This window comes from Kitasatospora sp. NPDC023385, assembly GCF_055664045.1.
Genome location: NZ_JBVOOL010000019.1, coordinates 20,386 through 45,315 on the forward strand (window position 1 = coordinate 20,386; position 24,930 = coordinate 45,315).

The window sequence follows — 24,930 nt, forward strand, 5'->3', positions numbered from 1 at the left end:
GCATCTCCGGGCGCGCGGCCGAGTCCGCGCTCGGCGGCTAGCTGTGGTCCGCGCGGCGGTCGATCAGGGCGGCCAGGCCGTCCAGGATCCGCGCCAGGCCGAAGTCCAGGGCCTGGTCGCGGCCGTGCGGGTCGGCCATGGCGGCTGCGACGGCGGGGTAGCGGTCGGCGTGCTGCTGCACCACGGTGCCGAGGGCGGCGAGGAGTTCGGCCTCGGGGGAGCCGGCCGGGCCGACGGCGCGGGACTGCGAGGCGATCTCGCGCACGTGTCCGGCGAGCAGGACGGCGGCGTCCATCCGCTCGGGGCCGGTCAGCCCGCGGCCGTCGAGGGCGGCCACCACCCGTTCCAGCCAGGCGAGTTCCTTCGGGCCGATCATCCGGGGGCCGACGGTGGCGTCGAGCAGCCACGGGTGCCGGTGGAAGGATTCGGTCAAGTGGCGTGCCCAGGCCGTGAGTTGATCCCGCCAGTCGGCGCCGACCGCAGGGGTCGGGGGGGTGTCGAGGGCCGACTCGACCATCAGCGCGACCAGTTCGGCCTTGCCCGGGACGTAGCGGTAGAGCGACATCTTGGTGAAGTCGAGCAGTCCGGCCACCTTCTGCATCGAGACGGCGGCCAGTCCCTCCGCGTCCGCGACCTCGACACCCGCGGCGGCGATGCGCTCCAGGCTGAGGGCCGGCTTCGGTCCGCGGGTCGGCTTGGCCGGCGGGCCCCAGAGCAGCCGCACCGTGTCGTTCGCCGTGCCGGCCATCGTCCGCTCCCGTCCTGGGTGCCCGTCCCCGGTTCTGCTCTCGGGGTTGTCTGTCGCCTCAACTGTGTCTATCGTACACAGCAACGAACAGTGTCTATCGGACACAGTTCTTCGATCCTCAGACGGAGTGATTCCCATGAACACGAAGGTCCTGATCTCGGGCGCCAGCATCGCCGGTCCCGCGCTCGCCCACTGGCTGAGCCGGTACGGCTTCGAGGCCACCGTGGTCGAGCTCGCCCCCGGGCTGCGCGACGGCGGCCAGGACGTCGACTTCCGCGGCCGCACCCACCTGACCGTGCTGGAACGGATGGGCGTCCTGGACGAGCTGCGCACACTCTCCACCGGCGGCAGCCCGATCACCTTCCTGGCCGCCGACGGACGGCAACTGCTGCACCTGCCGGCCGAGTTCGCGGGCGGCGACCTGGAGGTGCCGCGCGGCGAGCTCGCCCAGCTCCTGCACCGGCACAGCAGCGCCCGCGCCGAGTACGTCTTCGGCGACTCGATCACGGCGCTGGAGGAGACGCCGGACGGCGTCCGGGTCGCCTTCCGGCACGGTGCGCCGCGCGAGTTCGACCTGGTGATCGGCGCCGACGGGCTGCACTCCAACGTCCGCCGGCTCGCCTTCGGCCCCGAGGAGCGCTACGTCCGCCACCTCGGCTACTACGTGGCCACCTGGCAGCTGCCGAACGAGCCCGGGCTGCCGGTCGGCGCGGTCGGGCTCAACGTCCCCGGTCGGCTGTTGTCGGTCGGCGCCGGCCACCGGGATCCGAGCCGGGCGGGCGCCTTCTGCCTGTTCGCCTCGCCCGAACTGCGGTACGACCGCCACGACCCGGCGCAGCAGAAGGCGCTGATCCGGACCGCGTTCGCGGGCCTCGGCTGGCGGGTGCCGCGCCTGCTGCAGAGCCTGGACGCGGCTCCCGAGCTGTACTTCGACTCGATCAGCCGCGCCGACGTGCCCGCCTGGTCGACCGGCCGGATCGCCCTGATCGGCGACGCCGCCTGCGGCGCGACCATCGGCGGCATGGGCACCGGGACGGCCGTGGTCGCCGCGTACGTCCTGGCGGGCGAGCTGGCCCGGGCGCGCGGCGACCACCGCGCCGCCTTCGAGCGCTACGAGCAGCGGCTGCGCGGCTACGCCCAGGGCTGCCAGAAGGGCGGCGACCGCACCGGGCCGTTCCTGGCGCCGCGCACTCCGACGGGGCTGCGGTTCCGCAACGCGGTGCTGAACCGGCGTTGGGCGCTGGACAAGATGCTGGAGCTGGGCAGGCAGGTCAGCAGCGTCGATCTGCCGGACTACGAGGCGGAGTTGTCCGGCCGGTGCAGTGCGGCGGCCTGAGCGGGGTGGGGTGGAGAGCGGCGGGGTGGACCGGGGCCGGTCTCAGCGGGGCGGCGGGCCGATGCGGGCGCCGTTGTCGAGCAGGGCCTCCACCTGGACGGCCGCCCGGGCGGGGCGCTCGACGGCGAGCACGTGGTCCGGGGCGAGCCGGTCGGCGGACCAGTCCGGCCCCTTGACGGTGAGCCGGGCGACCCGGCGGCTGCCCGCTGCCAGCAGGAACTCCGCGCCCTGCGGGGAGCGCCACCACGTCCAGGCCACCGTGTCCGGCTCGAACCGGCTGCATGCTCGGCCCGGTCCGCCGCCCGTGCGCTGCGGGCCCCGGGCGGTCGGCAGGACGACGGCGGTGGCCGCGCTGCCCTCGCCGTTCCAGCGGTCCGCGCGCAGGCAGACCCAGGCGGCCGAGCCGGCGTTCTGCGGCAGCGGCTGGACGGCGAAGGCCCACAGGTCCAGCGCCTTGACGCCCGGCTTGCCGTCCGGAACGGCGCAGCCTGCCCGGGCCCAGGCCTGCAGCGCGTCCTGCGCGGTCGCCTCGCGCGGCGCGCGGGCGGGCTGGGCGGCCTGGGCGGCCTGGCCGGCCTGGCCGGCCTGCGTGCGGTCGGCTGGGGAACGGTCGGCCTGGGCGCGGTCCGGAGGTGGGGAGTAGGTGAGGTGCGCGGGGACGAGGCCGCCCAGGTCGGCCAGCAGGAAGGAGTGTTTCTCGGCGATGACGGGCGACGAACGCAACTGCAGCAGCGTGGCGCCCTGGCAGTCGGCGAGCCCGCCGCCCGGGGCCGAGCCGGTGACGCCGTCGGGGTGGTCCAACGGGCGCGCTGGGGCGTCGGGTTGGTCGATCCGGCGGGTCTCGACGGCATCGACCCAGGGCGCCAGCAGGTACCGGACGGCAGTGCCCTGGCGGCGCAGCGCCACCGCGCCCGCCGTGGTCACGTCCGAGTCGTCCGCCCGGGCGAGGTCCAGGCCGCCGTCGCGCCCGTCGGTGTAGCGGGCGATCCGCCGGCCGTCGTAGAGCACCACCACGCCGGTGCCGTCCACCGTCCCGGCGAAGAGCAGATGCGGTGCTTCGACGGGTGGGGCGGCATCCGTCCCGGGTTCGGTGTGGCTCTGCGGGCCCGGCCGGAGCCAGGCGGTGAGCGCGCGGCCGAGCAGCGCGCCGTCCTCGCGGCGGTCGCCCCGGGCGGGCCAGGCGGAGAAGTCGACCCGGGCGGTGTGCTGCCACGCGTCGGGCCCCACCCGGACCAGATGGGCCGGATCGGCGTCCACGGCCGGGAGCGGCCCGGACACCGGACGGGCGGGCCCGGCGGGGCCGGAGCCGCCCAGCACGGCCGCCGTGGTGGTGAGCCCGAGGGCACCCACCGCCAGCGCGGCGGTCACTGTCCGGCGACGGCGCAGCAGATCGGTGGGCTGCACCCGGACCGCGCACGGGTCGAACGCGGGCGGCTCCGGATCCGGGCCGGACGGCACCTCGGCGGCAGCGGCGACCGCCCGCTCCGGCTGCGCCACCCCGGCCTGCCGCAACACCTCGGCGCACTGCCGCTCGTCCAACCCCTCGACCGCCCGCAGGCCGAAGGCAGCCCGGGCCGGCGCGTCGAGCGCCGCGAGCGCGCGGTCGAGCGCCGCAGCCTGCTCACCGCCGTGCGGGGTGAACAGCCGCAGACCGAAGGCGCGGGGCGCCAGCAGGCGGGCCGCCGGGTGCGGTCGGAGCGCGGCGCGCAGCACCCGCCGCCGCAGGGCCGCGTACACCGGGTCCGTCTCGGTGGCGGTCGTCTCGGTGGTGCTTGGCCCGGTGGCGGTCGGCTCGGTGGTGGCCGGCTCGGCGCGGCGGGTCCAGCGGGAGGGCAGGGCGCGCTGCACGGCGGCGTGGGCGGCGAGCACCCGGCTGTGGCGGTCCCGGTCGGCGGGCAGGGCGAGGTAGGCGAGTCGGACCAGTCGGCGGTAGTGGCGTACCAGCGCCGCCTCCGCCTGCACCACCGGACGCGCCGCGCCCCCCGGGTTCGGCGGTGTCGCGCCCACCGTCCGTCCTGCCAAGGGAGCCTCCCGGGAGCCGTGGTGCTGTCGTGGTGCGTGGTGGTGTCGTGGTGGACAGTCCAACGAGTCGATCATGTGATGGTTGCGCCGTCCGGGGCCGAAGGTCCCACCCGTTCGGCCCCTTGGGCCCTGGCGGTCCGCGCTGCCGCACGCCATGCTGCCGGTACCGGTCGGGACGATCCGTGCCCGATCGGACCAGCACCGTTGGACGAGCACCGTTGGACGAGGTGAACCGGCGTGCGGCATGCCACCGTCGAATCCGTGATGACCAGCCCCGTGGTCCTGGTCGCGCCCGAGACCGGGTTCCAGGAGATCGTGACGCTGTTGAGCGAGTACGACATCACCGGGGTGCCGGTGACGGACCCGGAGGGCCGACCGATCGGTGTGGTCTCGGAGGCCGACCTGTTGCGCACCCTCGCCGCCCAGGACGACCCGGGGAGCCTGCTGCCGGCGCCCGAGTCGGCGAAGGCGGGGCCGAGCGGCGAGGTCACCGCCGCCGACCTGATGACGACCCAGCCGGTGTGCACCACGCCCGGCACCAGCGTCGTCGCGGCAGCCCGGACGATGAGCCGGCACGGGCTGAAGCGGCTGCCGGTGATCGACGAGGAGGGGCGGGTCGTCGGCGTGGTGAGCCGGGGAGACCTGCTGCGGGTGTTCCTGCGCGAGGACATGGTGATCCGTCGGGAGATCGTCGAGGAGGTGCTCGGCCGGATCGAGGGGGTCAGCCCGGCGGAGGTGGGGGTGGAGGTCAACCAGGGGCGGGTCGTGCTCAGCGGCACCGTGCCGAAGGCGCACCTGGTGCCGGTCGTGCTCAACCTGTGCCGATCGGTGGACGGCGTGGTCTCGGTGACCGACCGGCTCGACGCGGGGGGCGCGGCGGCGGCTCTGCCAACGGCCGGATCAGGTGAGTAGCCGGCCGCCGGTCCGGCTCGGACCCGGGCGGTCCGCATCGCATACAGCGGAACGTACCGGGTAAGTCACTCCGTGTGCCCGGTCGATCGACTGCCGGGACACCGGAGCACCGGGGAGGCGGCCGTGGCAGTCGTGTTCGACGCGGACTTCACTTCGACCAGGCAGTGGACCGCCGGGCGCAGCAGCGCCTACCCCCGGACGGGGCCGACCAACCGGAGCGACCACAAGCTCGACTACCTCGGCCACGGGTACTGCCCCGGCGGGGTGTTCACCGCGACGCGCAGACACAGCGGCGGGCTGTGGAACTGCAACCTGCTGACCACCGAGGGCAGCCCGGAGGGCTTCCAGGTCCGCACCGGGGACGTGTTGTCGGCGCGGGTGACGCTCCCGGTCGAGCTGGGCGCGTGGCCGGCGATCTGGACCTGGCGGGACGGCGGCAACGAAGTCGACGTCTTCGAGTACCACCCGGACAACCCGGACCTGCTGGAGATCTCCAACCACGTCCGGGGCGGCTTCCGGTACTGGCACGGCGGTGGTGCCGGGATCGCGCCCGGGGCGACGTTCGACCTGCGGGTCGTCCTCGGGGCGCACTCGGTGGACTGGTACGTGGCGGACGAGTTGGTCTACGCGGACCTGCACGGGGTGGGGGCCGGCTGGCACGCCTACCTGATCGTCAACCTGTCGGTGGCGGACGGCACGTACCACGACCGGCCGCCGATCGACGGGCCGGACCGGCTCAGCTGGGTCTGCCACAGCCTGCGGGTCGAGCGCTGAGGGGCTCTTTTCTACGGGCTTTCCACGGCTTCCGCAAGCCTTCTACGGGCGGCGGCTGACGGCCGGCGGCCGGCCGCTCATGGCGCGAGGGCGGCGGTGATCGGGCCGTGCGGGCCGGAGCGTTGGAACCAGACCGCCCGACGGCGCGGGCCGATGTGGGCCGGGTCGGTCACGTACAGGTCGTCGCGCGGGGCGCGCTCGTTGCCCGGGGCGAGGGCCGCGTCCACGGCCCGGGCGGCGAGCGCGCGCAACAGGGCGGTGGCGGTGGCCTCGGCGGCGGACGGCGCGATGGCGAGGGCGGTGAGTTCGGTCCAGAGCGCGATGGCGACGTAGGCGATCGGGGAGTGGCCGAGCGCCGGGTGGGGGCGGGGGTCCGCGTGGCGCAGCAGCACTCCGGCGGCGACGAGCTGCTCGGGGGAGCGGCCGTCGTCCGGGGGCTGGTGGGTCGTCCACGGCTGCTGGGTCACGGGCCGCACGCTACCTCGCGGGTGCGGGCCCGGGCGCCGGAACGTTTTCTCAGGCTTTCTTCACAGCACTTTCACCGTGGTCGGGCGCAGGATGGTGGTAAGGCGCTGATCACCTCGGCGGGCCCGGCGGGCCGGAGGAGGAGGGTCCTGATGAGGCACTGGCATGGGCACGGGCACGGCGTGGGTGGCTGGGGCATCGGCCTGATGGCGATCGGGATGCTGCTGGTCCTGGCGCTGATCGTGGTCCTCGCCGTCGTCCTGTTCCGGTACGTCTCCCGTTCGCGGCAGCCGCTCCCGCACGGCCCGTCGACTCCGGGCGGGGCTGCGCCCGGGCCGGGCGGTGCGCGCGGCTGGGCGTCCGGGCCCACCCCGGAGCAGCTGCTCGCGGAGCGGTTCGCGAGGGGCGAGATCGATGCGGAGGAGTACCGGCACCGACTGGAGACGCTGCGCTCGGCGAACGGGCCGGGCGGCGGCTGACCCGGGGGCGGCCTCGTCCGGGGCCGGCGGAACGGCATCGGGGCCGCCGCAGGGGTTCCTGCGGCGGGCCCGATGCGGGCGTTCGAGCCGTCGTTCTCGGCGTCCGGACGGTCGCCCGCCTCGAAGCGGCGGGTGCTTACTCGACGACGAGCTCGACCGGGATGTTGCCCCGGGTGGCGCGGGAGTAGGGGCAGACCTCGTGGGCCTGCTTGACCAGCAGCTCGCCGGTCTCGCCCGCGAGGGACTCGGGCAGTTCGACGCGCAGCACGACCGCGAGGCCGAAGCCGGCGCCGTCCTTGCCGATGGACACCTCGGCGGTGACCGAGACCTCGCTGGTGTCCACCCGGGCCTGGCGGCCGACCAGGCCGAGGGCGCTCGCGAAGCAGGCGGCGTAGCCGGCCGCGAACAGCTGCTCGGGGTTGGTGCCCTGGCCGTTGCCGCCGAGCGCCGCCGGCATCGCCAGCGCGAGGTCCAGCTGACCGTCGGAGCTGACGGCGCGGCCCTCCCTGCCGTTGGCGGTGGCGGCGGCGGTGTAGAGCGCGTCCATGGTCGGTTCCCTTCGTGGTGCTGCGGTTGCTCGGATGGGGCCTGGCCCCGGTCGGGCCGCCGTTTCGGCGGCTTCGCCCGGGGCCCTGCCGTGCATAAGTAGAGCGCGCAATTCAATTGCGCACAACTCAATAGCGCGGTGGTGATCGGTACCATGGACCCATGACCACGCTCCCCGGCATGGCGGACGAGGAACTGCTCCGCCTCGACCAGCAGATCTGCTTCTCGCTCAACGCGGCCTCCCGCGCCTTCGGCGGCGTCTACCGGGTGCTGCTCAAGGATCTCGGACTGACCTACCCCCAGTACCTGGTCCTGCTGGTGCTCTGGGAGGACGGCGAACTGCCCGTCAAGCGGATCGGCGAGCGCCTGCGACTCGACTCCGGCACGCTCTCCCCGCTGCTCAAGCGGCTGGAGGCGGCCGGACTGGTGCGCCGCGAGCGCAGCCCCGAGGACGAGCGATCGGTCACCGTCCGGCTCACGCCCGAGGGATCGGCGCTGCGCGAGCGGGCCGGGCAGGTCCCGCGCCGACTCCTCGTCGCGACCGGGCTGCCGATCGAGGACCTGGCCGCCCTTCGCGGACTGCTGGAGCGGGTGACCGCCGCCCTGGACTCGGCGGCGGTGGAGCCGGCGCCGTAGGGCTTGTCAAGCCGACACCTCGCCCGATGTGATCTGGGTCACGTCTGGCGGCTCCCGGCGGGGCCGGTGGGCTTGAACCGGCAGGTCAGCGGCCCTGCGCGAAAGTGAACGGAATCGTTCGCCAATTGTTCGCCCGATCCGGTCGACATCCTGCGCCCCCCGGACGGTTACACCACGAGCCCCAAGGGGCCGTCGGCGTGCCATCCGGTGGGCCGGACAGCTGACCCAGGAAAGGGGCCTGCGTGAACACTCCCTGGCCGGGCGAGGAGCGGAGCCTGCGGGCGGACCCGCTCGGCGACCTGCCGACCGACTTCGAGGTCTTCTTCACCCGCGAGAACTCCGGCTACCTCCGCTATGCCCAGCAGCGCCTGCGGCACCGCGAGGACGCCCAGGACGCCGTCCAGAACGCCGGCACCACGCTCTACAAGAACTGGCGCCGCGCCCTGGCCAGCGCCGACCCCCAGGCCTTCGCCTTCAAGATCGTGAAGGACGCGGTGGTGGACGTCCTGCGCGAGCGCCGCCGCATCGAACGCAAACGGCAGCGGGTGATCGCCCAGCGCCGCCCCGACACCAGCCAGGACGAGCTGGACGAACTCGCCGAACTCGACGCCCTGGACTGGGCGATGGACGAACTCGCGCGGGCCGCACCCGTCCAGGCCGACGTCGTCCGGCTGCGCCAGTCCGGCCTGTCGTACCACGACATCGGCCGGTCGCTCGGCATCGCGCACACCACCGCCCGCACCTACTACAGCCTCGGCCGGCGGCACCTCGAATACCTCCTGGAGCACCCCGACGACGGCGGGGCGGAGACATGAAGGTCGCGGACCTGCTGCGGGCGCACTCCGCCGAACTGGAGCGGGAGTTCGACGACCACGACCCGGTGGCCTTCACCCGGCGGCTGGCCGAGCGGCTCGCCGCCGCCCGTCGGCCCGCCCCGCCGGCGCGCGAGCGCCCGGCCCGCCCGCCGTCTGGCGCTCGGCCGCCACACGCTCCCGCTGCCGGGCCGCACCCGGCGACGGCGGCCGGTGCCGGCCGGGGCTTCGGTTGGGGGGCGGGGTCCGGGGCGGGGGTGTGGTCGGGGTCGGGCTCAGGTCCGGGTCCGGGTCCGGGTCCGGGTTCGGGGGCCGGATCAGGGCCGGGGTCGGGGGGCGCTCCGGGGCAGTCCCCCTGGGCCGGCGGCCGGGCGGAACTCCGGCGGGACCTCCGGCACCTGTGCGCGGGCGTGGCGGGCGCGGCGGAGCCGGGGGAACTGGCTCTGGACCTCGAACTCGCCGAGAAGACCGCGTTCCGCACCCTCGGCTGCCTGCTGTACGGCATGGGCCGCGCGGCGGACGGTGTCTTCTGGTGGCGGATCGCCGCCCAGTACGGGGACCAACTGGCCGTCCACTGCCTGGCCGTGCACTACACCGCCGAGGGCGAGCGGCGCGACGCGGCCCGCTGGGCCGCCCAGGCGCAGGACCTCAGCGGCCCCGGCCGACTGCCGGACCTCGCCCGCGACGTACGGCCGGGCGGTGCCGCCGCGCTGGCGCGGGTGCTGGCGGAGCGCTACGACGGGGAGATCCTGCTGACGCTGCGGGAGACGCTGGCGACGCCGCCACGGGCGGCCCCCGCGCGGTTGGGCATCCGGGCGGTGCGGGGGAGGGGCGTGGTGCGGATCCGGTGACGACGCCGGTGGCGGAGTGGGGTTCTCGGCGTGAAGTTGTCCGGGCGGGGGCGTTGATCAGGTGAGCCCGATGAGGGCGTCGCCCACGTACGCGGCTGCGAGCACGGCCGGCACCGTGGTCAGGATCGCGGCGTGGTGGGCGGACGTCCAGGCCCTCCACTCGCCGAGGGTCCGCGCGGAGCGTTCCTTGCCGCGCAGGCGGGCCGCGAGCGGCAGGAGCGTGCCGAGCGAGCCGATCACCACCATCAGCGCCGCCGCCACCGACTCGGCTCCGACGCCGGTCCCGGTGGCGGAGATCGCGGCGGCACCGCCGACGGCCGGCAGCAGGGCTTGCGGGGCGCCCGCGACGAGTGCGAGACCGAGGCCGGCGGATCTGGCCGCCGTGTAACGGTCGACCGCCTGCAGCCAGGCGGGCGGCGGTGTGACGTGCCCTGGCCGGGGGCGGTCGTGCCACTGCTGCGCGGCGGCCAGCAGGAGCAGCGCCCCCAACCCGAGCTTGAGCCAGGACGACCAGGTGGGAGTGGACTGGGCCCGGTCCAGTACGGTGCCGGCCGCCACGACGGCGGCCACCAACGCCGCGAGGCCGAGCACCCAGCCGGCCACGAAGGCGAGTCCGTTGATCCGGCCGCGCGGGGTGGCCAGGATCAGGATCACGGTGATCAGCGGCAGTGGGCTGAAGGCGACAGCCACCGCCGAGGCCAGCATCGAACCGACCGCTTCACCCACCGACCGCTTCACCCACTGACCGTTTCACCTACTGACCGCTTCCCCCATCCCGGTTCCTGCCTTCCCGTCGCCGGGTGCACGTCCGCCATTCAGCTACGGCGTGGCCCGGCGCGCACGGTCGGCTCGACCGTTCGCGTGAGGGGGAGAGGGCCCGCGGGCGGCTGGTTGGGCGGCTCGTTGGGCGAAGGTGAGAACGCGGAGGCCGCCGCACCGGTGTGGTGCGGCGGCCTCCGTGGACGTGCGCCCGGCGGAGCCCGGCGGATGCGTCAGTCGGTGCCGGACTCGATCGCCGCGTGGTCGAGCGCGGTGGACGCCTCCTCGTCGCCGGTGCCCGCGGCGATCGGCGCCGCGCCGCCCGGGGCGAGCTCGCCGATCAGGCCGCTCCACGGCGCCAGCTGGCCGTGCACCGCGTACTGCTCCAGCTTGCTGCGCGAGTCGGCGATGTCGAGGTTGCGCATGGTCAGCTGGCCGATGCGGTCGTCCGGGACGAACGCGGCGTCGACGCTGCGCTCCATGGACAGCTTCTCGGGGTGGTAGCTGAAGTTGGGGCCCTGGGTGTCGATGACCGAGTAGTCCTGGCCGCGCCGCAGCCGCAGGGTGACGCTGCCGGTGACCGGGTGGCCGATCCAGCGCTGGATGCTGTCCCGCAGCATCAGCGACTGCGGGTCGAACCAGCGGCCCTCGTACAGCAGCCGGCCGAGGCGGCGGCCCTGGGTGTGGTAGGTGGCGAGGGTGTCCTCGTTGTGGATGGCGTTGAGCAGCCGCTCGTAGGCGGTGTGCAGCAGGGCCATGCCGGGAGCCTCGTAGATGCCGCGGCTCTTGGCCTCGATGATCCGGTTCTCGATCTGGTCCGACATGCCGAGGCCGTGGCGCCCGCCGATGCGGTTGGCCTCGTGGACCAGGTCGACGGCGCTGGCGAACTCCTGGCCGTTGATCCGGACCGGCCGCCCGAACTCGAACTCGACGGTGATGTCCTCGGTCTGGATCTCGACCGCCGGATCCCAGAAGGCCACGCCCATGATCGGGCTGACGATCTCCATCGAGGCGTCCAGGTACTCCAGCCGCTTCGCCTCGTGGGTGGCGCCCCAGATGTTGGCGTCGGTGGAGTAGGCCTTCTCGGCGGAGTCCCGGTACGGCAGGTCGCGCTCGGCGAGCCACTCGGACATCTCCTTGCGGCCGCCGAGCTGGTCGACGAACGCCTGGTCCAGCCACGGCTTGTAGATCCGCAGGTTGGGGTTGGCGAGCAGGCCGTAGCGGTAGAACCGCTCGATGTCGTTGCCCTTGTACGTGGAGCCGTCGCCCCAGATGGAGACCTCGTCCTCCTGCATCGCGCGGACCAGCAGGGTGCCGGTCACGGCGCGGCCGAGCGGGGTGGTGTTGAAGTACGTCTGCCCGGCCGAGCGGATGTGGAAGGCGCCGCAGGCCAGGGCGGCCAGGCCCTCCTCGACCAGCGCCTCCCGGCAGTCGACCAGACGGGCCTGCTCGGCGCCGTACGCGCGGCCCCGGGCGGGGACGTCGGAGAGGTTGGGCTCGTCGTACTGGCCGATGTCGGCCGTGTAGGCGTACGGGACGGCACCGTGCTCGCGCATCCACGCGACGGCGACGGAGGTGTCCAACCCACCGGAGAATGCGATGCCGATCCGTTCACCGACCGGCAGCTTGCTCAAGACCTTCGACATGGATGCACCCTTGACCGACCCGCGCAGGCGGGCCCCTGATTTAGCGATGTGTGACGGGATTCGGCGTACTCGATCCGATGCCCGAACTCTGGCATAGATTTGCAGAGCAATGCAAGAGCATGCGATCCGGTGGATGGGTGCGAAGGCTCGTGGAGGCCTCTGTCCGTCGACTCCCGGTCCACTCAACTCGGTTGCGTCGAAGGGTCGTCGGGGCGGTGGCGAGGCGGGCTTGCGGCTGCCGGCGGTACGCGCTTCGTCGGACGCCCCGATGGATTCGACCTCAGCCCGGCACCGGCGGCGTGCGGTGTCAGTTCGGCACGGGTGTGCGGGCGCGCAGCCAGGCCGTGCGGGAGGCGAGCACGCCGAGGCCGAGTGCGACCAGGTGTCCGGCGTCGGCCAGTTCCTGGTCGAGCGCCCAGGCGGTGGCCAGTGCGAGGGCGAGTGCCGGCAGGCCGTAGCGGCGCAGCGGGGCCGGTCCCAGGGCGAGCAGGCAGGCGCCGGTGGCGACCAGGCCGTAGCTGATGCCCACGTCCCGGGCCCGGGACAGCGCACCCGGGATGCGGGCGGTCAGCATCACCCACATGGCGCCCTCGGTCAGCAGGGTGGCCCCCAGGTGCCCGAAGACGAAGACCGCTGCGGCCCGGGCCGGGCCCCAGCGCCACTCGGCCAGCCCCAGCACGACGGCGACCGCCGCGATGCCCGCCCAGGCCGGTACCCCGTCGACCACCAGGCCGCTGGTGAACAGCGTCCACCACTTGCCCACCGAAACATGTAGCAGCGGACGTTGTGGTCCTGATCGTTGCAGAGAGAGATCGCCGCAGCCCAAGCAGCCGTCAGGCGGTGTCGTCCCCGGGCTGAGCCGCGATGTCGCGGATGAGCTGCAGAGCGTCGTCGAGGGCTGAGGTGAGGCTGGCGAACTCCCGGACCAGCCGGGGCCGGCTGATGATGAGCACGTCGAGATCGCGGGCCCGGTCGAGGTCGCGAGAGGCCATGCAGTACCGGGCAAGGTGCTCGGGCGGCAGGGCTGGCGGGGGTGTACTGGGCATAGAGCTCTCCGGTCGAAGCCCCCCGGGTTCGAATTCGAACGAATCATACCGAACGCACGTTCGCGCAATTTGACCCTGGCCAGGGGCAGACATTTGATCATGGAGTGGCCAGCGTCGGAGGGTGCTCCCTCCATCCCCGCCGGACCAGGCGTACCTCGACCAGCAACGACGCAACACGGGCCGTCGGATCAGGCACGCGCGACGACTTCAGCGCCTGACGCAGGAGAAGCTGGCGGAGCGCTCCGGGCTACACCGCAAGACGGTGTCGAAGATCGAGCTGGGCGAGGCTGGCCTCACGCACGATCACCTGACGCGCATTGCGCACGGTCTCGGACTGCCGATTTGGCGCTTGTTCTGGGACGAGTAGGCCGACCGCACCGCCGTGCGGCCGGCCAGGGAGTCAGGGGCCGTTACTCGGTCGGTGGCGGGTTTGGCGGGGGCGGGGTGCTCGGCCCCGCTGGCGGCGCCTTGGGGCCTCCGATGCCTCCCGAGCCTCCCGACGCGGGGTTCTGGCCGTCGTCCATGGTGTTGTCCTCCTCGATCTCCTCGACCACCGGGTCAGATCCCGGTGGCGGCATGGGGGGATGGAACTTCTGCCGGGTCGGAGACGGAACTCCCCGGCGCCGGCCGGGCCAGCGGCCCTGCCGGTCGTATGGCACCACGCCGCTCATCGGCTGTCCTCTCATCGCGCTGCTGCGGGCCCACTATCGTGACGCGTCCGCGCGCGGCGGCGCGGGAGATCAGCCGTTATAGGTCCGGACCCGCGCCTCGCGCTTCGGAGCCCCCGGGCAGTCGTCGTGCCCGACCAGCTCGTGCCGCTCGTCGACCGTCCGCAGGAGCCAGCCGTCCACATACCGGTGGCAGCGCGGGCACATCCCCCGCGCCGGGACCCACCGCGCGGGCCTCCCGCCAACGACGTTCACTCGCCCTCCAGGCACCCGGCGTGGCCGGTGATCCAGTCGGAGCCCGAACTCCTGGGCCCGTCGTACGTGCCGAGTCCGTACTGGTCGCAGCGGCGGCAGTAGCCGCACACCCTCTCCTCGACCTCGTCGCCGGTGAGCTGCTGCTCGGACATCAGGTACCTCCAGACAGGTGACGGCTGCACGAGCAGCCAGTGGTGAGACACAGGCAGACGAGGACGGGGACGCGGGCCTCGTCACGGATCCCGCCCGGGCACGCCCAGTGCGCGCCGAGCTGACACTCCGCCGAGACGTACCGGCCGGCCGGGCGCACGTCGAAGCGCACGATGACGCTCGTCGGCGGAGGCGGCCACGACACCGGGACTGCCGTCACGACGCTTCCTCGAGGCACGCCGGGTGCGCGACGACGGCCCAACCGAGCGGGGCCGTGCGGCCGCCGGTCGGCGTGTAGACGTGCCCGGCCGGCATCAGCGGGGGCTCCGGGGAACCGCAGGCGATGCAGGCCTCTCCGTGGAGCCGAGCCGGGCTGATACCACCAGCATCCGTAGTTACCAACGGCGGTGTCGTCGTCACGCCCCTAAGCGTCCCCGGCAGCTACCCCGGGAAGTGCCACAACTTGTGGCACCTAGACGGCTCTGGCCCACCGGGCGAAGGCGAGCAGTTGCTCGTCGCGTCCGCGAGACAGCCGGACCATCGTGGCCAGCTCGGCCCGGACCTGGCCGTGCTCCCGGACGTGCTGCGGCGCGATCCGCCGCGCGACCAGTAGCGACTCCTTCGCGTGCTGCGGGCGCCCGAGGACCATCTGGGCCCGCCCGAGGTCGATGTAGTAGTGAGAGCGGCGCTCGGCCGGCAGATCCCGCGGCGGCGCCCAGCGGGTGGCCGTGTCCACGGCTTCACAGAGGTCTTGCTGCTCGCCGAGCTCGACCGCCACCGACAGCCGGTGAATCTCCAGACTGTCCGGCCCTACTGCGGTGCCGTCGTAGAGCCGTTCCCGGACCCGGATGGCCAGCATCTCGGCGTCTCGCAGATGCTCCCGCGCCTCGTCCGCGAGTCGCATTCGGCCGGCCGTGACCGCCGCGCGCATGTGCAGGGCGGCAGCAGCCGCGGCGAGCGGCTCCGTCGTCGGCGCGGGCATCCGGTCGACGGCCGCCCGGAGCGACCGCAGGCCCGGACCGAGCCGGTCCGCAGAGAAAAACGTCTCCATGCGGACGTACGCTGCGGCAGCTTCGAGGGAGGGGTCGGCAGCGATCGACGCGGCCCAGCGCATCAGCTCGACCAGGCGGCCCGAGAGGTCGCGGTAGCCGTACTTGTAGGCCACCGCGTCCGCCGACCTGATCGCCAGCGCGAGGAGGCGTGCTGCCTGCTCGCGCTCGGCTCCGCCCGCCTTGTCGACGGCGCGGAACAGTTCGGACAGGAGGGAGGGCGTCAGCTCGGCGAGGCGCGCGTACTGCGACTCCACGCGGTCCTCGACCGCCCGCTCGACCTCAGCTGCGAGAAGCGGCAGCGGCCGCACGGGGCCGTCGTCCGGAAGGTCGTACGCTGCGATGACCCGTTGCAGCTCCGGAACCGCCTGGTGCACCCGGCTGTCCGTTCGGCGAGGCCCTGCCAGGAGCTCCTCGGGGGTAGTTCGAAGCGCCTGCGCGAGCGCGTCGAGGACGCCGTCGCCGGGTACGCGCTCGCCGCCCTCGACCTTGCGGAGCATGCTGAGGCTCACACCGGACGCGTCGCACACCTCACGGCGCGTCAAGCCGTTGGCCAGACGGGCGGTTTCGATGCGCTGACCGAGTGCGGCAGCAGTCGTTCCGGGCATACTCTGGGCTCCGTTCCGTGGTCGCACTCGGAACGGTACCGGCGCCTGTACGGCGCCGGGCGGATTCGCCCCGGCGGTCACCCCGCCGGGGCAGTCCTGCTACTGGCTGGCCAGCAGATCAGCCAGCTCGGTCAGTGAGGCGACCGTCCAATCCGCGTCCGGCGCGCTGGTGGTGAGGCCGATCGGGCCGCGGCGGAGGTGCGCCGCCCGCAGCCCCGCGGCACGGGCCGGCGCGATGTCGTTCGCCGGGTGATCGCCGACGTACACGATCTCGTGAGCCTCCCCGGGCGCCCACGCCGTCACCCGCTCGAAGAAGGCGAGGCTCGGTTTGGCGACGCCCCACTCTGCCGAGGTTCCGATGGCGTCGGCCGGCAGGTCGAGCTCGCGCAGCAGCGTGGACACGGCGGCGTTCTGGTTGCCCGCGATGCCCACCCACAGGCCGGCATCGCGCAGCCTGGAAAGAGCCGGGCGCACGTCGGGGTAGAGGTCGGTTTCATCGAGGTAGTCAGCCTGACCGGCGGCCTGGCGGGCGTTCCACTCTGCCTCCACGTCCACGCCGGGCCGGACGACTCGGATCGCATCCGCGTTGTCCCGGCCCTCGGCCACGACCATGCCGACCAGGGCCGACATCGTGTGCGCGGGAACACCCAGCCACCGGGCCCAGTCGCCCCAGTACCGGGTATCGCTGGTCAGCGTTTCGCCAATGTCGAACACCACAGAACGCATGGGCCGAGCCTACGGCCACAGCCTGAACAGTTTGGTCACAGGTCGGCCAAACCGTCCCCAGACCATGCGGCCACGCCGGTACGGTCCCCCCACCACCCGCACCACGTCCCAGGGGGGACCATGCGCCGCACCACCCTCACCCTCCTCGCCGCCGGCATGCTCGCTGCGACCGCTGCCTGCTCCAGCAGCACCTCAGGCAGCCCGGCCGCTGCCACAACGCCGCCTGCCGCAGGCACAGCGGCCGCCCCGGCCGCACCCGCGAGCCCGGCCGCAGCCCCGCCCGCCAGCACCCCGGACGCCGCGACCATCGCCGCCAAAATCAAGACCGCGATCCCCACCATCACCACCACCACGAACATCACCGCCGCCGACGACCCGAACAAGCTCCTCGGCCGGCCACACCAATACACCAGCGCAACCACCCTCGTCGACAGCCGCATCGACAGCAGCAAGGGCAGCGTCGACCGCGGCGGCGTCGTCGAGGTCTTCGCCACCGCCGACGACGCCAAGGCCCGCGCCGCCTACATCGACGCGATCGTCAAGGCCCAGCCGATCTTCGCCGAGTACGACTTCGTCCACGGAGCCGTGCTCGTACGGGTCGCCAAGGCGCTCACCCCCGCCCAGGCCGCAGAGTACGACAAGGCCGCCGGCTGACAGGACGACGAAGCGCCCCCGCCAGCCCTCCCGGAGGAGAGCGAGCGGGGGCGTGGTGGTTCAGGGGTGGAGTGCGGCGTACACGGCCGCAGCCGCTCCGGCGAGTCCGCCGAGGGCGCCGATCGTCGGCAGCGGCCAGCGGGACCGCTTCAACGCCTCGACGTCGGCCCGAAGCTGTGCGATGTCAGCCTCGTTGACGGTGGACTGTTCGACGCTGCGGATCCGCGTCTCGTGGTCAGCGATGCCCGCAGTGGCGGCGTCCAGCTTCGTTTCCAGTCGGGTCAGCACCACCAGGAGATCCACCGTCGTAGGGGTAGGGGACGGGGCGGTCACTCGCGGCTCCCTGCCGGGTCGATCGGCGCGGGCGTGACCGGGTCGGGCAGCGGCGCCTTGGCCGGGGTCATCTGCAGCCAGGCCGGCAGCCAGGCGTTGACCTGCGGCAGGGCCATGAGACGGGTGATGGCGGCGGCGACGGCGAGTACGGTGCCGAGGCCGGGAAGCGTCTCGGGCAGCCCGGCGGTGTGGACGAGGAGCGGCAGACCAGAAGCGAGCGCCAGGACGAGTGCGACCACGGTGCGGATGGTGCGGCGGGTGGAGTCGGACATGGTGGTGCCTCCTCTCAGGCGCGCAGGGCGCGGTCGTAGGCGGCGAGCTGGGTGAACTCGGCGTCGCTGCCGAAGGGGATCTGCCGGTCCGCGGCCGGGGAACCCCACGCAAGGTACTCGGCCAGCGTGATCTGGCGGACGTAGCCCGACGGCCAGATGCCGAACAGTTCACTGCCTGCACCCTGTCGGGGGTCGCCCTTGACGAGGATGAGGCCCTCCGGCTTGGGAATGGTGCTCATGGTCATACTCCGATCGCTCGGTAGGCCCGCGGCCGGCGGCGCGCGGGAGGGGACACAGGGGTAGGAGCTGGAGGCGGCGCGACGCTGAAGCCGGGCCATGAGCCGGGGTCCTGGTGGTCGTTTTCGGGGACGTGGGCGTGCGCGTACCAGCCGCCCCGGGTCTCCCACGTCTGCTCGTCGCGGTGCGGCGTGAAGTCGGTCGGCCGGCCCATCGGCCACACGTCCGGGACACCCCACGAGGAGATCCACGCGTGGAGGCGGTCCCAGCCCGCGCACGGGGTGTCGACCAGGCGGGGGTAGACCCGGCCCTGGTAGCGGCAGTAGGGGAAGAACACCGCCTCGATCTGGATGACCACCCGCCCGGCCCGGTTGGTGCGGGTGCCGCCCGGGCTGTCGACAACCGATTTCGAACGGCTGTCGGCGGGGAACAGCTGGGCGATGCGGCCGCTGAACGGATCCCAGATCAGGTGCGGCGCCTCGGGGGCGCCCCCGCCCGTGAAGTAGCTGACGAGGGATTCGTAGGGCACCCAGTCGGCCGGCGCGGCAGCGGTGGCGTTGCGGTCCCACGTGATGTGGGCGATCGCCTTCGGCGGGTACTGCTGGTCGGTCGGGGCATGGTCGCCGAGATCGTGGACCTCGGCGCCGGGCATCCACACGTCAGGCATGAGCGTTCTCCGGGGCGCCGTCGGCTGGGACGATCCAGCCGGTGGGGAGGGTTTCGGTGGCATGGGTGGGTGGCGGTGTGGTGATGACCGACTCGGGGGTGCAGCCGCACGAGGGGAGGCGCCCGGCGTCGGGGACACAGGTTGGCTGGTGGATGTGGGCGGCGCCGTCGAGGGTGATGGCGTGCGCGGTGCACGCGAAGACGGCGTCGATGTCGTCGTCGGTGCGGCGCCGACGCCACTGAACGGCGGGCGTCTGGGGGCAGTCGGTGATCCAGCAGGCGGTCATGGTGGCTCCTAGGCGTGCAGCCAGATGGCGATCATGCCGGTCTGGGCGGGGATGGTGTTGAGGCTGCTGCCGGAGGTCTGGTAGCCGAACATGTCGATGTAGTCGGTGGTGCCATTGCACTGGACCAGGGCGATGGTGCGGACGGTGGTGGTGATGCTGACGTCGGCAGCCTGGTAGGCGCCCTGGCCGAGGTTCACCGAGCTTCCGTTTTTGCGGATCTCGACGTCGCGTCCGCCGGTGGCGTTGGCGGGGAAGGCGACACTGCCAACCACGAGGTACCAGCCGGCGACGGTGGGCGTGTACCGGCCGTTGTTGGTGGTGTTGGAGTGCCCGGCGTACGTGTCGGTGACGGTGGTGTCCATGCCGATGGTGGTGATGCTGCTGCTCGGGATGGACTGAGCGGCGGACTGGTAGGCCACGAACACCGGCGGGTTGAGCGCGTAGGTGAGGCCGTTGTAGACGTTGGCGTTCCAGAGGGCGGCGGTGATGTACCCGCCTGATGTCACACTTGCGGGCACGGGTACGGGCAGGGGCACGTCGCCTCCAGCAGCTAGTAGGAGAATGCGGCGGAATCGAATCGGGCCGAGCCGTCCCAGGTGGTGGGGTCGATGACACCTGCCGGGAGCGGCCCGCACACCACGTCGCCGCTGGTGTGGCTCTTGGTGGTAGCGGCGGTGAGGGTGATGACGGCGGTGGTCCATCCGGCAGTGGTGGTGGCGACGCTTTTGATGGTGACGGTTTCCTGATTGGCGGTGTTGAGGCCGAGGACGAGCTGTTGGCCCTGGCCGAGTTGGGCGGCCGCCGGATTGGTGCTGTCCGCTCCCGCGTTGATGGTGATGCTGGTGACGCCCGAGGCCGGGCTACCGTTGAGGGTGGTGTGGAAACTCGCGAACAGCCCGTACGGTGTCAGGTCTACGGGGCTCAGTTGCAGGATCCAGCGGGCGGTGTCGGCGGCCATGTCGGTCTGGATGTTCTCGACGAAACAGGCCAGGGAGATCAGGCTTCCGTCGGCGCGGCGCCGGTTCACGGTGACGCGCATGCCGAGTTCCAGGGAGAGGCAGACGGGCCACAAGGTGGGGTTCGCCGCGGGGTTGAGGGTGATGGAGGTGACGCGGGTTGCCGGTTGCCGATACCTGCTCAAGAGGTAGTTGGCGGCGTCCTGGACCTCCAGGGCCGATTGGGAGTTGATCGTCCTGCTAGCGGTGCGGGGGAAGTAGGCGGTGATGGAGGTGGCGTCGCGCGCGGTGAAGGTCTGGCCGCCGGCCTGCGTGGCGGAGACGATGTTGGCGACGCGGGTGAGGTCGTAGTCCAGGCCGATGCCCGGCTCGTACGGGTATTCGCCGGGCCCGTCACCGAACGTGTAGGTGCTGGTGACGGCGTTGTAGCGGTCGGCGCGGGACTTGAACACGATGGCGCCGCTGCGGTCGACGTAGTGGTTGCCGCCCTCGGTGGTGACGATGTCCTGCAGGATCTGCAGGGCGGATCCGCCGGAGGCTGGGCCCATCGCGGTGGTGCGGCCGGCCTGGATGGAGGAGCTGCCGAACTGGTAGCCGGCCGCGACGAGGGTGCGCTTGTAGCGCGAGTCCGTGGATTCGCCGGCATTGGCGGACCGCCATGCCTGGTAGAGGTTGGTGACGTCGTCGGTGTAGAGGATCCCTGTCGGGAACTCCGCGGCATACGCGAGGTCGCCCTGCCAGGTGTAGCGCGCGGAGGAGCCGGTCCGGGGGTCGATGTAGGCGCCGATCGCGTCGGAGAGGATGCCGGTGGGCCCGGCGTTGGCCGGGGCCCCGAAGTAGGCGAAGGTGGTGCTGCCGTCGACGGACAGGACGACCAGTCCGTTGCTCGAGCTGTACCCGAACAGGACGAGGTGCCAGTTGCCGTCAGCGTAGTTGTGGGCCCCGTCGGTATATGTCCCGGCGTTGACGGTCGAGCTGGAGACTGTCAGGTTGACTCGTCCAAGATTGTCCAGGTAGAGGGTGGTATGGCTGTTGAGCGTCGGGTTGGTGTTGCCGTCCTGGCAGACCCAGATGTTCGCCGCTTCGGTGATCGTCCCGCCGGTCCACCGGAATGCGATCATGCGGCTCCACTCCGCCGGGTTCGCCGGTCCGGGCGTGCCTCCGATGCCGAGGGACAGGTAGGTGCACGGGGAGAAGGTGCTGGTGCCGGGATTCCCGCCGACGATGGTGCACACGGTGCCCGAGGATCCGGCGTAGGTGCCGCCGGCGGTCGCCGAGGCGATCTGCGTGCCGAACGTGAGCGTCGCCGCTCCGTCCCTGGCGACGGCGACGACGGCGGGCGGGCACTGGCCGGTGGAGTCGGCGGCCACGGTCGATCCCTGCGGGTCGCCGAGGGTGTACAGGAACCGCGGGCTGCGGGAGTTGATCTCCTGGGTGAGCGGGTCCTGCAGGGTGATCTGCGAGAGCGCCGCGAACACGTCCGTGGCGATGGGGTTGACCAGGGCGTATTTCGGGTCGGACCAGGATTGCGGCCAGCGTTCGATGAACCCCCCGTAGAGCGGGTACCAGACACCGGGCTGCACCCACGTGGACGCCGCCGAGCCCTTCTCCAACTGCAGGGCGTCGAACTGGAGGTTGGCGGTGGCGGTGGTCGTCGCCGCGATCGTGACGCCGACGTTGAGCCCGTACACGTTGGCGGGGAGAGTGGCGGTGCAGGTCAGCAGCGTCCATGCCGCGGTGGGGGATCCGGTCAGCGTGACGGTCGTGCCATACGAGCGGGTGGTGACGTTGGACGTGCTGCCGTAGTAGCCGACGTGCGCCTTGACCTGCACGGATGTGGACGACGTGATGTTGCGGATCCGCACCTGGAACGTATACGTGGTGCCAGGCTCGCCGGCCGGCTGGCCGATGTGGAGGGCGCGCTGGCCGGACGTGCTGCCCGACGGCACCGGGTACTGGAGCACGCGGCTGCCGCTGTAGGCGGTGGCGTCGGTGACGATCTGGCCGGTGCCGACGTCGGAGTACAACTCGGTGAGGGTGGCGTCGATGGTGCCCAGGGGCCAGCCGCCGACATCGCCGCCGGTCGCCTGGCCCTGGGTGAGGCGGTTGATGGTGGGTGGCCACTGGGCGCGGCGCCGGACGGGGACCATCGGGATGACGCGGCCGGCGAACGGCGAGGCCGTGTTGGTGGGGTCGTAGGTGGCGTCGGTGTTGTCGAGGCTGAACCGCAGCTCTCCGGCGCGGACCTGGTCGAGTTCGTACTGGCGGCCGCGGTTCTGGCTCACGGTGCCCCGGATGCGGCTGGTCATCTCGGTCCAGCGGTTGCTGGCGATCAGCCCGCCGTAGGGCTGCCAGAAGGGCCCCCACGCCTCCTCCATGACGGGCCAGTTCGCATTAATGGCCATGGGCGCCTCCTAGCGGTTGTAGGCCTGGTAGGTGCCGATGTTGCGGGCGCCGTCCTGCAGGTTCTGCTGCCGGACGAGGTCGCGCAGGTCGCGTTCGGCGAGGACGGAGCCCTGGACGGTGATGTTGGTGGTGTGCTGGACGATCTGGCCGCCGCCGGTCATCGATCCGGGCAGGGACACCGAGGGCTGCAGCTGGGCGGCGGTGAGCGCCCCGGCGTCGACCGCGGCCCCCGACAGGGCGGTGACCGCGGCGAGGGCGACGCCGGCGCTGGCCTGGACACCGGCGGCGATGCCGTGCGGGATCCAGTGGCCGACCTGCTCGGCGAACACCCGCGAGGGCGAGGAGATGCCGAGGAACGATTTAGCGGCGTTGAGGGCGTCGTTCGCGAGGTCCTTGACCTTGTTCTTCAGCCAGTTCCAGCCCTGGCTGATGCCGCGGCCGATGCCGTTGACGATCTCCACGCCGACGTTGAGGAACTCGCCGGCCTTCTCCTTGGCGGCGTTCCACGCCTCGCTCAGACCGTTCTTGATGGTCGAGGCGATGTGCCCGATGAAGCCGCCGACGGCACTCGCGGCGCCCTCGGCGGGGCCGACGATGGCCCCCCGGATCCAGTCCCAGACAGTGCGGGCGACGGACAGGATGCCGTGCCAGGCACTCGACAGCCAGCCGGACAGGGTGCCCCACAGGCCGACGAGGCCCTGCCAGGTGTCGACCATCGGGTTGATGACCGCCCACTTGATGACGTCCCAGACGAACGAGGCGACGGACGAGATGGCATTCCAGATGAAGACGAGGAAGCCCCAGATCGCGTTCCACACGGTGGTGGCGACGGAGATGATCTGCTCGTGGAAATGGTTCCAGATCGCGACGAACACCGCGATGTACGGGAAGAACACCACGAACAACAACGGCCACCATTTCGCGAAGAAGTCGTGGATCGCATTCCAGACTGCTGCGGTGACGTTGCTGACCCAGGTCCATGCCGCAACCACCGGGTCGGTGACGGTGTGCCAGGCCGTGAAGAAGAAGTTCGAGATCCTCGTCCAGGCGTCCTGGACGTGCTGGTAGACCCACTGCCACGCGGCGTTCGTCTCGTCACTGAGCCAGTGCCAGGCGGCGACGACAACGGCGGCCACCTCACGGCCGGCGCCCCGGATCCAGTCCCAGAGCGTCCGCCAGTGGATGCCCAGGTAGACGAGCGCCGCGACGAGCGCCATCACCCCCACGATGATCCACACCACCGGGTTGGCCAGCGCGGCGGCGGTGAAATTCCACATCGCGACGGTGAGCGCGACCATGGCGACGACGAGAACGCCGGCGATCGTCCCGGCGAGGATCTTCGCGGCCATCTCGTGCTGGGTGATCCAGCGGGCCCCGTCCGCCACGACCACGGCGAGCTTCTCCGCGTAGGGCATGAGGTACTGGCCGATCTGGATCGCCAGTGCCCCCGCTGACGCCTTGGCGCTGTCGAGCTTTTGATTGAAATTCGCCTGGACGTCGGCCCAGCCCTCGATCGACTTGCCGCCGGCCTTGACGTGCTCCTCGATGCCAGCAGTGTTGTTCTTGAAGTCCTGCATGTGCGGGCCGGTCAGCTCGAGGGCGGCCATCATGGACTTCGTGCCGCCGACCATGTCCGCCAGGGCACCGATGTAGGTCTGCTGATCGGGCTTCAGCCCGGCCAGGATTTTCTGGTAGGCCGTGGTGTCCTTCGACGCCGCGCGCAGGTGCTCGATCAGCACGGTGCCGGCCGGGCCCATCTTCGACTGGATGGCGTCGGTCAGCATCTCCAGGGTGCTGGCCAACCCGTTCTTGCCGAGGTTCTGCGAGACCTCGACCGACGACAACCCGAGGGACTTCATTTCCTGGGCAGCCTTGCCCGAGGGGTTGGACAGGTTGCCGATGGTTTGGCGCAGGTAGGTGGCCGCCACATCCGCACTGGTGCCCTGCGCGGTCATGGTCGCCATCGCGCCCAAGACCTCGTTGAGGCCGACCTTCGCCGCTGCCGCGGTCGGCAGGATCTTCGACATGGAGCCGGCCAAGGCCTCCATGTTCGTCTTGCCTTCGGACTCGGTCGCGATCAGCGCGTTCGTCGCCTCGGCCGACTGGTTGGCGCCCATCTTGTATGCGTTCATTGCGGTCGTGACCGCGTCCGCCACCGTGGACAGTTCGGCCGCGCCGACCTTCGCACCCATCGCGCTGTTTTTCAGCACGTCAAGGGCGGCGGAGCCGTGGTAGCCCGCCGACTCGATCTGGTACAGACCCGCGGTGAGATGCTCGGTGGACTGGCCGACCTCGCCCGCCATGGCGAGCACGCCATTGGAGACCAGCTTCATGTTCTCGGCGGCCTCGCCCGCGCCGGTGCGGACACGGGTCATCTGGAACTGGAAGTCACCTGCGGCCTCGATGGCGTGCTTGCCGGCTTCGAACGCGGCCAGTCCGAGCCCGGCAAGTGCCGCCTTGCCGAGCATGCCGGTCTTCGCGAACGCCCCGGCGCCGGCCGCGTCCGCCTCGGCGAGCGCGACCTTGGTGTCCGCCACGGCGGCCTTGACGCCTGCGGAGCTTCCGATGAACTCGATGAAGACGGGAGGCAGACCGCCCACGACTCACCTCCCGCTGTGTTCAGTTGTTGTG

Annotated in this window: 28 protein-coding genes; 9 read left to right on the forward strand and 19 right to left on the reverse strand. The window is 72.1% G+C overall.

All coding sequences use genetic code 11. From position 1 onward, the window contains the following. Window positions 1–37: 37 nt before the first annotated feature. Window positions 38–748, reverse strand: a complete 711-nt coding sequence (locus tag AC0B61_RS26160; RefSeq protein WP_471743198.1) for a TetR/AcrR family transcriptional regulator — start codon at window positions 746–748, stop codon at window positions 38–40. Window positions 749–884: 136 nt separating this feature from the next. Between AC0B61_RS26160 and AC0B61_RS26165 the strand changes: the two genes are divergently transcribed. Continuing rightward, a complete protein-coding gene (locus AC0B61_RS26165) occupies window positions 885–2,084 on the forward strand; it encodes an FAD-dependent monooxygenase (protein ID WP_471743199.1) in 1,200 nt (399 codons plus the stop codon). Between the two features lie 42 nt (window positions 2,085–2,126). On the opposite strand, the gene AC0B61_RS26170 is transcribed toward AC0B61_RS26165, so the two are convergent. Next, on the reverse strand, window positions 2,127–4,106 hold the full coding sequence (locus AC0B61_RS26170) for a hypothetical protein (protein WP_471743200.1): 1,980 nt from the start codon (window positions 4,104–4,106) through the stop codon (window positions 2,127–2,129). A 264-nt stretch (window positions 4,107–4,370) separates the two neighbouring features. Between AC0B61_RS26170 and AC0B61_RS26175 the strand changes: the two genes are divergently transcribed. Further along, complete coding sequence (locus AC0B61_RS26175) at window positions 4,371–5,018, forward strand: CBS domain-containing protein (protein ID WP_471743201.1); 648 nt, start codon at window positions 4,371–4,373, stop codon at window positions 5,016–5,018. Window positions 5,019–5,141: 123 nt separating this feature from the next. Further along, window positions 5,142–5,792, forward strand: a complete 651-nt coding sequence (locus AC0B61_RS26180) for a LamG domain-containing protein (protein ID WP_471743202.1) — start codon at window positions 5,142–5,144, stop codon at window positions 5,790–5,792. A 77-nt stretch (window positions 5,793–5,869) separates the two neighbouring features. Here AC0B61_RS26180 and AC0B61_RS26185 read toward each other — a convergent pair whose 3' ends face one another. After that, window positions 5,870–6,259: a hypothetical protein gene (locus AC0B61_RS26185; protein ID WP_471743203.1), complete on the reverse strand. Its 390-nt coding sequence runs from the start codon at window positions 6,257–6,259 to the stop codon at window positions 5,870–5,872. 150 nt (window positions 6,260–6,409) lie between these two features. On the opposite strand from AC0B61_RS26185, the gene AC0B61_RS26190 reads away from it, so the two are divergent. Further along, window positions 6,410–6,736, forward strand: coding sequence for an SHOCT domain-containing protein (locus tag AC0B61_RS26190; protein ID WP_471743204.1), 327 nt, complete (start codon window positions 6,410–6,412; stop codon window positions 6,734–6,736). A 136-nt stretch (window positions 6,737–6,872) separates the two neighbouring features. Here AC0B61_RS26190 and AC0B61_RS26195 read toward each other — a convergent pair whose 3' ends face one another. Continuing rightward, window positions 6,873–7,283 (reverse strand): organic hydroperoxide resistance protein, encoded by a 411-nt coding sequence (locus tag AC0B61_RS26195; protein WP_097234626.1) that lies wholly within the window; start codon window positions 7,281–7,283, stop codon window positions 6,873–6,875. Between the two features lie 161 nt (window positions 7,284–7,444). Between AC0B61_RS26195 and AC0B61_RS26200 the strand changes: the two genes are divergently transcribed. From AC0B61_RS26200 to AC0B61_RS26210, 3 genes are all read left to right on the forward strand, one after another. Further along, window positions 7,445–7,918, forward strand: a complete 474-nt coding sequence (locus AC0B61_RS26200; RefSeq protein WP_471743205.1) for a MarR family winged helix-turn-helix transcriptional regulator — start codon at window positions 7,445–7,447, stop codon at window positions 7,916–7,918. A gap of 242 nt (window positions 7,919–8,160) precedes the next feature. Next, complete coding sequence (locus AC0B61_RS26205) at window positions 8,161–8,733, forward strand: RNA polymerase sigma factor (protein ID WP_471743206.1); 573 nt, start codon at window positions 8,161–8,163, stop codon at window positions 8,731–8,733. A gap of 407 nt (window positions 8,734–9,140) precedes the next feature. Next, window positions 9,141–9,581, forward strand: a complete 441-nt coding sequence (locus tag AC0B61_RS26210; RefSeq protein WP_471743207.1) for a hypothetical protein — start codon at window positions 9,141–9,143, stop codon at window positions 9,579–9,581. Between the two features lie 57 nt (window positions 9,582–9,638). Here the strand turns inward: AC0B61_RS26210 and AC0B61_RS26215 are convergent, their stop codons facing one another. The 4 genes from AC0B61_RS26215 to AC0B61_RS26230 all read right to left on the reverse strand — a co-directional run bounded on the left by AC0B61_RS26215 (window position 9,639) and on the right by AC0B61_RS26230 (window position 13,032). After that, window positions 9,639–10,307, reverse strand: a complete 669-nt coding sequence (locus AC0B61_RS26215) for a GAP family protein (RefSeq protein WP_471743208.1) — start codon at window positions 10,305–10,307, stop codon at window positions 9,639–9,641. A gap of 266 nt (window positions 10,308–10,573) precedes the next feature. Further along, window positions 10,574–11,986 carry an argininosuccinate synthase gene (argG, locus tag AC0B61_RS26220; RefSeq protein WP_471743209.1) on the reverse strand — a complete coding sequence of 471 codons (1,413 nt, stop codon included), beginning with the start codon at window positions 11,984–11,986 and terminating at the stop codon, window positions 10,574–10,576. Window positions 11,987–12,293: 307 nt separating this feature from the next. Continuing rightward, window positions 12,294–12,749 (reverse strand): rhomboid-like protein, encoded by a 456-nt coding sequence (locus tag AC0B61_RS26225; RefSeq protein ID WP_471743210.1) that lies wholly within the window; start codon window positions 12,747–12,749, stop codon window positions 12,294–12,296. A gap of 70 nt (window positions 12,750–12,819) precedes the next feature. Next, entirely contained in the window at window positions 12,820–13,032 is a 213-nt protein-coding gene (locus AC0B61_RS26230) for a hypothetical protein (RefSeq protein WP_471743211.1), read from the reverse strand. Between the two features lie 121 nt (window positions 13,033–13,153). On the opposite strand from AC0B61_RS26230, the gene AC0B61_RS26235 reads away from it, so the two are divergent. After that, window positions 13,154–13,399, forward strand: a complete 246-nt coding sequence (locus tag AC0B61_RS26235; RefSeq protein ID WP_471743212.1) for a helix-turn-helix domain-containing protein — start codon at window positions 13,154–13,156, stop codon at window positions 13,397–13,399. 552 nt (window positions 13,400–13,951) lie between these two features. Here the strand turns inward: AC0B61_RS26235 and AC0B61_RS26240 are convergent. The 3 genes from AC0B61_RS26240 to AC0B61_RS26250 form a co-directional block, all read right to left on the reverse strand. Continuing rightward, a complete protein-coding gene (locus AC0B61_RS26240) occupies window positions 13,952–14,107 on the reverse strand; it encodes a hypothetical protein (RefSeq protein WP_471743213.1) in 156 nt (51 codons plus the stop codon). A 470-nt stretch (window positions 14,108–14,577) separates the two neighbouring features. Beyond that, a complete protein-coding gene (locus tag AC0B61_RS26245) occupies window positions 14,578–15,762 on the reverse strand; it encodes a helix-turn-helix domain-containing protein (protein WP_471743214.1) in 1,185 nt (394 codons plus the stop codon). A 99-nt stretch (window positions 15,763–15,861) separates the two neighbouring features. After that, window positions 15,862–16,488, reverse strand: coding sequence for an HAD family hydrolase (locus AC0B61_RS26250; RefSeq protein ID WP_471743215.1), 627 nt, complete (start codon window positions 16,486–16,488; stop codon window positions 15,862–15,864). 120 nt (window positions 16,489–16,608) lie between these two features. Between AC0B61_RS26250 and AC0B61_RS26255 the strand changes: the two genes are divergently transcribed. Beyond that, a complete protein-coding gene (locus tag AC0B61_RS26255) occupies window positions 16,609–17,142 on the forward strand; it encodes a hypothetical protein (protein ID WP_471743216.1) in 534 nt (177 codons plus the stop codon). A 60-nt stretch (window positions 17,143–17,202) separates the two neighbouring features. On the opposite strand, the gene AC0B61_RS26260 is transcribed toward AC0B61_RS26255, so the two are convergent. Genes AC0B61_RS26260 through AC0B61_RS26295 form a run of 8 tightly spaced genes read right to left on the reverse strand, consistent with a single transcriptional unit; the run spans window position 17,203 to window position 24,899 of the window. Then, entirely contained in the window at window positions 17,203–17,445 is a 243-nt protein-coding gene (locus tag AC0B61_RS26260) for a hypothetical protein (protein ID WP_471743217.1), read from the reverse strand. 26 nt (window positions 17,446–17,471) lie between these two features. Then, a complete protein-coding gene (locus AC0B61_RS26265) occupies window positions 17,472–17,747 on the reverse strand; it encodes a hypothetical protein (protein ID WP_471743218.1) in 276 nt (91 codons plus the stop codon). Window positions 17,748–17,761: 14 nt separating this feature from the next. Next, complete coding sequence (locus tag AC0B61_RS26270) at window positions 17,762–17,986, reverse strand: hypothetical protein (protein WP_471743219.1); 225 nt, start codon at window positions 17,984–17,986, stop codon at window positions 17,762–17,764. A 2-nt stretch (window positions 17,987–17,988) separates the two neighbouring features. After that, window positions 17,989–18,651 carry a peptidoglycan-binding protein gene (locus tag AC0B61_RS26275; protein WP_471743220.1) on the reverse strand — a complete coding sequence of 221 codons (663 nt, stop codon included), beginning with the start codon at window positions 18,649–18,651 and terminating at the stop codon, window positions 17,989–17,991. Further along, a complete protein-coding gene (locus AC0B61_RS26280) occupies window positions 18,644–18,937 on the reverse strand; it encodes a hypothetical protein (protein WP_471743221.1) in 294 nt (97 codons plus the stop codon). Before AC0B61_RS26280 ends, AC0B61_RS26275 begins: the two co-directional genes overlap by 8 nt. Before the next feature lie 8 nt (window positions 18,938–18,945). Continuing rightward, the gene (locus AC0B61_RS26285) at window positions 18,946–19,473 is read right to left on the reverse strand and encodes a hypothetical protein (RefSeq protein ID WP_471743222.1); all 528 of its coding nucleotides are present in this window, start codon (window positions 19,471–19,473) and stop codon (window positions 18,946–18,948) included. A gap of 14 nt (window positions 19,474–19,487) precedes the next feature. After that, window positions 19,488–22,298, reverse strand: a complete 2,811-nt coding sequence (locus tag AC0B61_RS26290) for a hypothetical protein (protein ID WP_471743223.1) — start codon at window positions 22,296–22,298, stop codon at window positions 19,488–19,490. Window positions 22,299–22,307: 9 nt separating this feature from the next. Then, entirely contained in the window at window positions 22,308–24,899 is a 2,592-nt protein-coding gene (locus AC0B61_RS26295) for a phage tail tape measure protein (RefSeq protein WP_471743224.1), read from the reverse strand. Between the last annotated feature and the right edge of the window lie 31 nt (window positions 24,900–24,930).